At 69.2% G+C, this 299-nt stretch carries 1 protein-coding gene; it reads left to right on the top strand.

Translation table 11 applies throughout. The features are described 5' to 3' along the window. Positions 1-299, top strand: a 299-nt coding sequence (locus ACGWYJ_RS39095) for an AAA family ATPase (protein WP_395111769.1), incomplete at both ends; no start/stop codon positions are given.

Here is a 299-nt window from a genome sequence, read left to right as displayed (position 1 = left end):
GAGCCCGGCGTGGGCAAGACCGCGGTGGTCGAGGGCCTGGCGCAGAAGATCGTCAAGGGCGAGGTGCCCGAGACGCTCAAGGACAAGCAGCTCTACACCCTCGACCTGGGCGCGCTGGTGGCCGGGTCGCGGTACCGGGGTGACTTCGAGGAGCGCCTGAAGAAGGTGCTCAAGGAGATCCGCACGCGCGGGGACATCATCCTGTTCATCGACGAGCTGCACACCCTGGTGGGCGCGGGCGCGGCCGAGGGTGCCATCGACGCCGCCTCCATCCTCAAGCCGATGCTGGCGCGTGGCGA

This window comes from Actinomadura sp. SCN-SB, assembly GCF_043906805.1.
GTDB lineage: Bacteria > Actinomycetota > Actinomycetes > Streptosporangiales > Streptosporangiaceae > Spirillospora.
Note: the sequence above shows the minus strand (reverse complement) of the source record. Positions and strands in the feature narration are given on the sequence as shown.